Origin of the sequence: Mesorhizobium sp. M1A.F.Ca.IN.020.06.1.1 (assembly GCF_004023265.1) — a bacterium.
Taxonomy (GTDB): domain Bacteria; phylum Pseudomonadota; class Alphaproteobacteria; order Rhizobiales; family Rhizobiaceae; genus Mesorhizobium.
In genome coordinates this window covers 1-6990 of sequence record NZ_RZSR01000241.1, presented here as the reverse complement: position 1 = coordinate 6990, position 6990 = coordinate 1, and the positions used below count along the sequence as shown (strand labels likewise).

Sequence of the window (6990 nt, the reverse complement as noted above, 5' to 3'; positions counted from 1 at the left end):
CGCGCCGTCGCCTGCCGAACCTTGGCGCTGGCTGCTCGAGATCGCGGGCGCGTTGCCGGGGTTGACGGCAGACGTATTGCTGGTCGCGGCGGCCCCGCTGCCCCTACCCTCCGCTTGCGGCTGCGCGGGAGATCCAGCGCCGGCGGTCGGCGCGGCGCTGTTGTCAGGCACGGTCACCTTGGCGCCGTCCTTCAGCCGGTCGACGCCATCGACGACCACCTTGGCGCCCGGCGGAAGGCCCGACAGCAATTGCGTGACCGAGGCGTCGCCGGGGCCAAGGGAAACGGTCTTCACCGAGACAGTGCTGTCGTCGTTGAGCTGATAGACGAAAGTGCCTGGAGCGCCGTGCTGGATGGCGGCGTTGGGCAGCACCGTCACGCCGGTCAGCGTGCGCACCAGGAGATGCACGTTGACGAACTGGTTGGGATAAAGCCCGCCGTCGGCGTTAGCAAACACGGCGCGCAGCTTCACGGTGCCGGTGGTCGGATCGATCTGGTTGTCGATCGTCTGCAGCGTGCCTTCGGCGATCTGCTTGGTGTCGTTGCGGTCGAACAAGGTGGCCTTGAGCCCGGCATTACCATGCGACTGTTCCAGAACTTCGGCGAGGGTGTCTTCGGGCAGCGAGAACAGCACCGAAATCGGCTGCATCTCGGTGATCACCGCAATGCCGGTGCTGTCGGAAGGCGTGACGTAATTGCCCTGATCGACCAGCCTGAGGCCGATGCGGCCGTCGGCAGGTGCAACGATATGGCTGTTGGCGATATTGACCTCGACGGCCTCGATCTGCGCCTGGTCGGACATGACCGTGCCCTCGTCGGATTGCACGATCGCGCGCTGCAGGTCGACCGCCTGCTGCGTGATGGCGTTGGAGGTCAGCTTCAGATCGCGGTCGAGGTCGAGCCTGGCATCGCTCAGCAGCGCCTGATCGTGCTTCAATTGGCTCTGCAGCTGATGCAGCGAGGCTTGGAGAGTGCGGTCGTCGACCTGGGCAAGAAAATCGCCCTTCTTCACCATCTCCCCTTCGGTGAAGGCGATCGCGGTGATCTGCCCGCTGACCTGCGGGCGCACCGTCACCGTCGACAGTGAGGTGACCGTGCCCAGCGCCTCCAGCGTGATCGGGATGTCGGCCTGCGTCACCGAGGCGACTGCGACCGGCTGCGCGCCGAGATCGCCGCCCCGGAATCGTTGGCCGCCGCGCGCGCCTTGCTGGTGCACCGGTGCTGGATGGAGCCAGAAGGCGACGCCCGCTCCAGCCGCCACCAGCAGCAGCGCGACCATCCAGCCGCGGCGCCGGCGACGCACGACCACCGGCTTGATGTCTGCCATCGGCTCACGGAGCGGCTGTAACCGGCTGGCGACTTCGTCGTCCACTTTGTCACCTATCCATCGAACCGCAAGCGGCTAGGTCGACCACGTCCTTGGCCAGCGTCACTGGCCCAAGACGCAATCCGGCCGGGAACATAACGCCGGAACCTGGCCATGCAATTGCGCCCGACATTAAATTCCCGTAAGAATTGAATGGGTTAGGTTGAAGACCACACTCAAAAATGCGCGCCCGGGCGAACTGTTCGGGGACCGTGCCCCCATCGCGTGAGAGTGACCGGCCGCGCCGCGCCGGCCAATGATGACAAGGCTTTAACGGGGTGAACCCGGCCCGCGCGGCGGACCGCCTTTCGACGGTCGGACGTCGTTCCCGTCCCGGCGCAAAACCGCAGCCTCCGAGCGGGACCCCACTCCAGCCCGCTCGCAAAGATGTGAACGCAGCGACGTGCGAAGCTGCCCTATTCCTCAGCTTTATCGGCAGCGGGCCGGATCGCGATCGAGAGGGAAGCCATGACCTTTGCCCGGCTGCTCGCCTTGCCCCTGCTCAGCCTGTTGGCGCTCGGCCACGCGACCGCGCAAAGTCCGGACGGGGTCACCTCGCATGACGCACAGGTCGAGGATCTGAAAGTCTTCCGCCATGACTTTCTCGAGGTCGACCGATCCTACTCGCAAGCCGCCCGCGCGGAAGCGGAACTTCGCCTGCAGGCCCTGGACGCAGCTGCGGGCTCGATCGATGCGGCGATGTTCACCGTTCATCTCTGCCAGATCGCGGCGCTGGCCGACAATGGTCACACGACCTGCAAGCTGCCGCGCGCCAATGGTGTGGCGATGTCTTTGCTGCCGATCGGCGGCGCCTTCTACGTCATAGCGGCCAGTCCGCAAAACGGCGATCTGCTGGGCAGCCGACTCGCCGGCATCGACGGCCATCCGGCTGCTGAAGTCTCCTCGGCGCTGCGCAGCCTGCATGGCGGCGTGGCGGCATGGCGCGACATCGAGGCGACCGACGCGATCGTCCGGCCCGACCTGCTGCATGCGCTCGGGCTCGCCAATGCCGCCGGCGATGCGACCTTTCGCTTCCAGACGCCCGACGGCCGCATCATCGACCGCAAGCTCGCCCCGGAGCCGCAGCGCCGCGACTGGGTGAAGATTTTTCCCAAGGGCCGCGCGCCCTGGCCGCTGCAGGATCAGGAACAGCCGTTCCGCTGGCGCGATGCGCCCGAACTCGATGGCATCGTCGCCGAGATCAGACGCAACGTCGACGGCAAGACCGGGAAGATCGCCGATTTCCTGGCTGAGGTCGAAGCCGCCCGGGTCCGCCTCGGCCGCAAGAACCTCGTCCTCGACATGCGCTTCAACACCGGCGGCAACTTGATGCTGACCCGCGATGCGCTCAGTTCCTGGCCGTCCCGCGTCAAACCGCCGGGACGGCTGTTCGTGCTGGAAAGCCCGATTACCTTTTCGGCGGGAATTGTCGACGTCGCCTATCTCAAGCAGGCTGGCGGGGACAGGGTCACACTGGTCGGCGAAGCGCCCGGCGACCGCATGATGTTCTTCGCCGATCAGCAGCAGGTGACGCTGCCGCATTCGGGCCTCATGCTGCAGTCCGCGACGCAGCGCTATGACCTTCAAAACGGCTGCAAGGCCTACGCCGATTGTTTCGTCGGCATGGCGCAACCGAGTTCCGCCACGGGCACGACGCCCGTGCTTGTCGCCACCATCGACAAAGGCAAGGGCCGCAAGCCGGTTGCGCTCAAGACGCTGGAGCCCGACATTGCCGCGCCATGGTCGATCGACGATCTGCTCAAGGGTCGCGATCCCGGAATGGCGGCCGTTCAGGCGGCGTTGGCGGGACAGCAGGAGTAGGACTGTTCAGTCTCGATGCTTTTATCACTGGCGCCAGCCGCGGGCTGGACTTGCCTTCGCGCAGGCGCCTGCCGGCGCTCAGGTCACGCTCGGCCTCGTCCGGTAGAGCACCGGCTCCTTCCTGGTCACCACCGGCTACAGCCAAGGGAACCGCCGCTTCCTTTCGCTGTTTCATAACAGAAGGGACATTGCCGCTTCCAGGAGATGATGAATGAAACGGCTTCTTCTCGCTTCAGCCATTGTGGCCATGTCCGCCGGCCTTGCGATGGCGCAATCCAGCAGCACCACCAGCGGATCGTCCACGACGACGACCACCACGACAACGACACCCAGCACACAGGACACCGACTCGACCACCACGGGCGCGACCAATTCGGCAAAGGACTGCGCGCCTGGCCAGCAGACCGGCAGCGCGAAGCAGGCAGCTCCCGGACAGCAGGATACCGATGCGAAAACGGCCGCGCCTGGCCAGATGAAAAAGACCACCGAAGGCTGCTAGCGAAGGCCAGCCCGTCCCAGATTGCCAGGGGCGGGCTTTCCCTTTCATGGGCGGCCCATCTTATCTGGTCTGAGCGGCAGCGGCTCGCTCAGACGTGGAGGCTTATCCTAACGGAAGCGATCGGCGATATGGCGGCAAGGCCGCGCGCATCCGCTGCATCATGACGGCGAGCAGCTGCAGGACGAGTCAATGGCGAAGCTGACTGAGCGGTTGAACCAGCTGCTCTACATCCTCTCCGTCATGACCGCGGTGCTGCTGCCGATGACCATCATCTCCGGCCTGTTCGGCATGAATGTCGGCGGGCTCCCGCTGGTCGACACGGCGCTCGGCTTCTGGGTGGTGACGGCGATAGCGGTCGTCGTCGCCGGGATCGTCTACATGGTCGTGCGACGGCTGGGCCGGATTTAGCGTCTTATGCGCTCGCGCGCAGATCCTCGACGACAGTACCGGCCGCGCGGACTTCCGCCTCATGGTCCGGCTCGCGCCATGTCTCGGCGAGACCGGCCGCATACCATTCGCGCATGGCAGGCAGATCGAGCAACCGCTTGGGATAAGCAGCGGCGGCGCCCTCGAATGCCAGTCCATAGGACTGTGCCCGGAAAACGACCGGAGCGAAGAAAGCATCGACCGCGGTGAAGTGGTCTCCGGCTAGGAACGGTCCGCCGAAGCGCGCAAGGCCGTCGTTCCACAAGTCGCCCAGGCGGAAGAGATCGTGCTTCAGCGCATCGGACATCGATGCCAGATTGACGCGCACGCCACAGCTCATCGGGCAGTCATTGCGCAGCGCGGTAAAGCTCGAATGCATTTCGGCGGCGGCGGAGCGCGCCCATGCGCGCGCTTTCGCATCGGCCGGCCAGACGCCTCGATGACGCTCTGCCAGATATTCGACGATCGAGAGCGAATCCCACACCGCCCAGCCATCGTCGACCAGGCAGGGCACGCGGCCATTCGGCGAGAATGACCGGAAGAGGCTGAAACTTGAACCGGTCGGGAACGGCGTCAGCCGCTCCTCGAAGCGAATGTCGAGGGTCCGCATCAGCAGCCAAGGCCGCAGCGACCAGGACGAATAGTTCTTGTTGCCGATATAAAGCTGGTACATTTGCCGCCCTCACCTCGTCGCGGGACCCGCCTGGCGAACCTCGCGCCCTCTGAACATCGACCAGCTGTACATGGCCAGCGCAGTCCAGATAAGGGCGAAAGCTATGGCCTGCGTGGTGCCGAACGGCTCATCGAAGATCAGGACGGCGATCAGGAACACCATCGTCGGCGCGATATATTGCATGATGCCGATGGTGGAGAGGCGCAAAAGCCTGGCGCCGAAGGCAAAGAGCAGAAGCGGCACCGCGGTCACCGGGCCGCAGCCGATCAGCAGCGCGGTGTCGGCGCCGGTGCTGGAGATGAAATGGTCCTGTCCCGCGGCGATCAGGTAGGCAATGTAGCAAAGCGCCGGCACCGACAGCAAAAGAACTTCGAGCAGAAAGCCCTGGCTCGGCCCGATCGGCAGCGTCTTGCGGAAGAAGCCGTAGGCGGCGAAGGAGAAGGCCAATGCCAGCGATACCCAGGGTAATTTGCCGGCCTCGACAGTAAGCACGGTCACCGCAATGGCGGCCAGCGCCACCGCCGCGATCTGCAGCCGGTCGAGCCGTTCGCCGAGGAGAACGGCGCCGACCACCACGCTGACCAGCGGGTTAATATAGTAGCCGAGCGCCGTCTCGACCGTGCGGTCGACTGCGATCGCCCAGACATAGATGCCCCAGTTGACCGAGATGAGCGTCGCCGTCAGCGCCGCCATGGCGAGGCTTTTCGGCGAGCGGATCGCGGCCTTGAAGTCGGCGGTGCGGCCGGCCCAGACCAGCACGGCAGCGGCGATCGGCACCGACCAAACGATCCGGTGCGAGATCACCTCGATCAGAGGCAGGTGCGCCACCGCTTTCATGTAGAAGGGCAACAGCCCCCAGAGGAAATAGGCGCCGAGGGCCAAAAGGAAGCCGCGGCGGGCCTTGGCGTCTTGATCGAGATCGGCTGTTGCGGTGACCATGGCCCAACGCTATGGCCCAGGGGACCGTCCAAGACCATCGCAAAATTCTGATGGATCAATGGACTTTTGATGATGGTTCAACCTACTCCGCCGCGACTAAGCCAGCCATATCACGGTTCTTCATCAGCTTGTAGATGATCGAATCCATCAGCGCCTGGAAGGAGGCGTCGATGATGTTTTCCGATACGCCGACCGTCCACCAGCGGGCGCCGGTGGAATCGTGCGATTCGATCAGCACTCGGGTGATGGCTTCGGTGCCGCCGTTGAGAATGCGCACCTTGAAGTCGGCGAGCTCGAGGTCGACGATCTCGTTCTGATACTTGCCGAGATCCTTGCGCAGCGCGATGTCGAGCGCGTTGACCGGGCCGTGGCCTTCGGCCACCGACATCTTCTCCTCGCCGTCGACCATCACCTTCACGATCGCCTCGGACACGGTCTTCAGGTTGCCATTGGCATCGAAGCGGCGCTCGACCATGCAGCGGAACGAGGTGACGTTGAAGAACTCCGGCAGGCCGTGCAGCGTCTTGCGGGCCAAGAGCTCGAAGGAGGCGTCGGCGCCCTCATAGGCGTAGCCTTCGGCCTCGCGCTCCTTGACGATGGCGATGAGCGCGTCGAGCCGGCTGTCGTCCTTCGGCACGTCGATGCCGCGCCGCTTCAATTCGGCGAGGAAATTGGCCTTGCCGCCCTGGTCGGAGACCATGACACGGCGGCGGTTGCCCACGGCTTCCGGCGGCACATGCTCGTAAGTCGCCGGCTCTTTGGCCAGCGCCGAGGCATGGATACCCGCCTTGGTGGCGAAGGCGGATGAGCCGACATAGGGCGCCTGAGCTTCCGGCGCGCGGTTGAGCAACTCGTCGAAAGCGCGGGAGAGCCGCGAAATGCCGGTCAGTGCTTCGGCCGAAATGCCTGTCTCGAAGCGATCGGCGAAGGCCGGCTTGAGCGCGAGCGTCGGGATGATTGTGACCAGATTGGCGTTGCCGCAGCGCTCACCGATGCCGTTCAGCGTGCCCTGGATCTGGCGCACACCGGCCTCAACGGCGGCAAGGGAATTCGCCACCGCCTGGCCGGTGTCGTCATGGGCATGAATGCCGAGATGGTCGCCAGGGATGCCGCCCGCGATCACCTTCTCGACGATGGCCCGCACTTCCGAAGGCTGCGTGCCGCCATTGGTGTCGCATAGCACCACCCAGCGCGCCCCGGCATCATAGGCCGTCTTGGCGCAGGCCAGCGCGTAAGCCGGATTGGCCTTGAAGCCGTCGAAGAAATG

General features: G+C 64.9%; 7 protein-coding genes. 3 read left to right on the top strand and 4 right to left on the bottom strand.

What is annotated here, in order from left to right; genetic code table 11:
* On the bottom strand, positions 1-1371 hold a 1371-nt coding region (locus EOA60_RS13135; RefSeq protein WP_245502554.1), incomplete at its 3' end, for an efflux RND transporter periplasmic adaptor subunit.
* A 462-nt stretch (positions 1372-1833) separates the two neighbouring features.
* Between EOA60_RS13135 and EOA60_RS13130 the strand changes: the two genes are divergently transcribed.
* The 3 genes from EOA60_RS13130 (at position 1834) to EOA60_RS38960 (ending at position 4093) form a co-directional block, all read left to right on the top strand.
* Positions 1834-3186 carry a hypothetical protein gene (locus tag EOA60_RS13130; protein WP_095823664.1) on the top strand — a complete coding sequence of 451 codons (1353 nt, stop codon included), beginning with the start codon at positions 1834-1836 and terminating at the stop codon, positions 3184-3186.
* Positions 3187-3397: 211 nt separating this feature from the next.
* The gene (locus tag EOA60_RS38965) at positions 3398-3685 is read left to right on the top strand and encodes a hypothetical protein (RefSeq protein WP_095800099.1); all 288 of its coding nucleotides are present in this window, start codon (positions 3398-3400) and stop codon (positions 3683-3685) included.
* A gap of 189 nt (positions 3686-3874) precedes the next feature.
* On the top strand, positions 3875-4093 hold the full coding sequence (locus EOA60_RS38960; protein WP_245322288.1) for a CorA family divalent cation transporter: 219 nt from the start codon (positions 3875-3877) through the stop codon (positions 4091-4093).
* A gap of 4 nt (positions 4094-4097) precedes the next feature.
* Here EOA60_RS38960 and EOA60_RS13115 read toward each other — a convergent pair whose 3' ends face one another.
* From EOA60_RS13115 to EOA60_RS13105, 3 genes are all read right to left on the bottom strand, one after another.
* Positions 4098-4784: a glutathione S-transferase family protein gene (locus tag EOA60_RS13115; RefSeq protein ID WP_095823665.1), complete on the bottom strand. Its 687-nt coding sequence runs from the start codon at positions 4782-4784 to the stop codon at positions 4098-4100.
* A 9-nt stretch (positions 4785-4793) separates the two neighbouring features.
* Complete coding sequence (gene rarD, locus EOA60_RS13110) at positions 4794-5723, bottom strand: EamA family transporter RarD (protein ID WP_095800101.1); 930 nt, start codon at positions 5721-5723, stop codon at positions 4794-4796.
* Between the two features lie 82 nt (positions 5724-5805).
* Positions 5806-6990: alpha-isopropylmalate synthase regulatory domain-containing protein (locus EOA60_RS13105; RefSeq protein WP_128311451.1), on the bottom strand; the 1185-nt coding region annotated here is incomplete at its 5' end.

What these genes read in the sequence shown, in the direction of transcription:
- EOA60_RS13130 (WP_095823664.1), top strand. Translation starts at nt 1,834, where the DNA reads ATGACCTTTGCCCGGCTGCTCGCCTTGCCCCTGCTCAGCCTGTTGGCG.
- EOA60_RS38965 (WP_095800099.1), top strand. Translation starts at nt 3,398, where the DNA reads ATGAAACGGCTTCTTCTCGCTTCAGCCATTGTGGCCATGTCCGCCGGC.
- EOA60_RS38960 (WP_245322288.1), top strand. Translation starts at nt 3,875, where the DNA reads ATGGCGAAGCTGACTGAGCGGTTGAACCAGCTGCTCTACATCCTCTCC.
- EOA60_RS13115 (WP_095823665.1), bottom strand. Translation starts at nt 4,784, where the DNA reads ATGTACCAGCTTTATATCGGCAACAAGAACTATTCGTCCTGGTCGCTG.
- rarD (WP_095800101.1), bottom strand. Translation starts at nt 5,723, where the DNA reads ATGGTCACCGCAACAGCCGATCTCGATCAAGACGCCAAGGCCCGCCGC.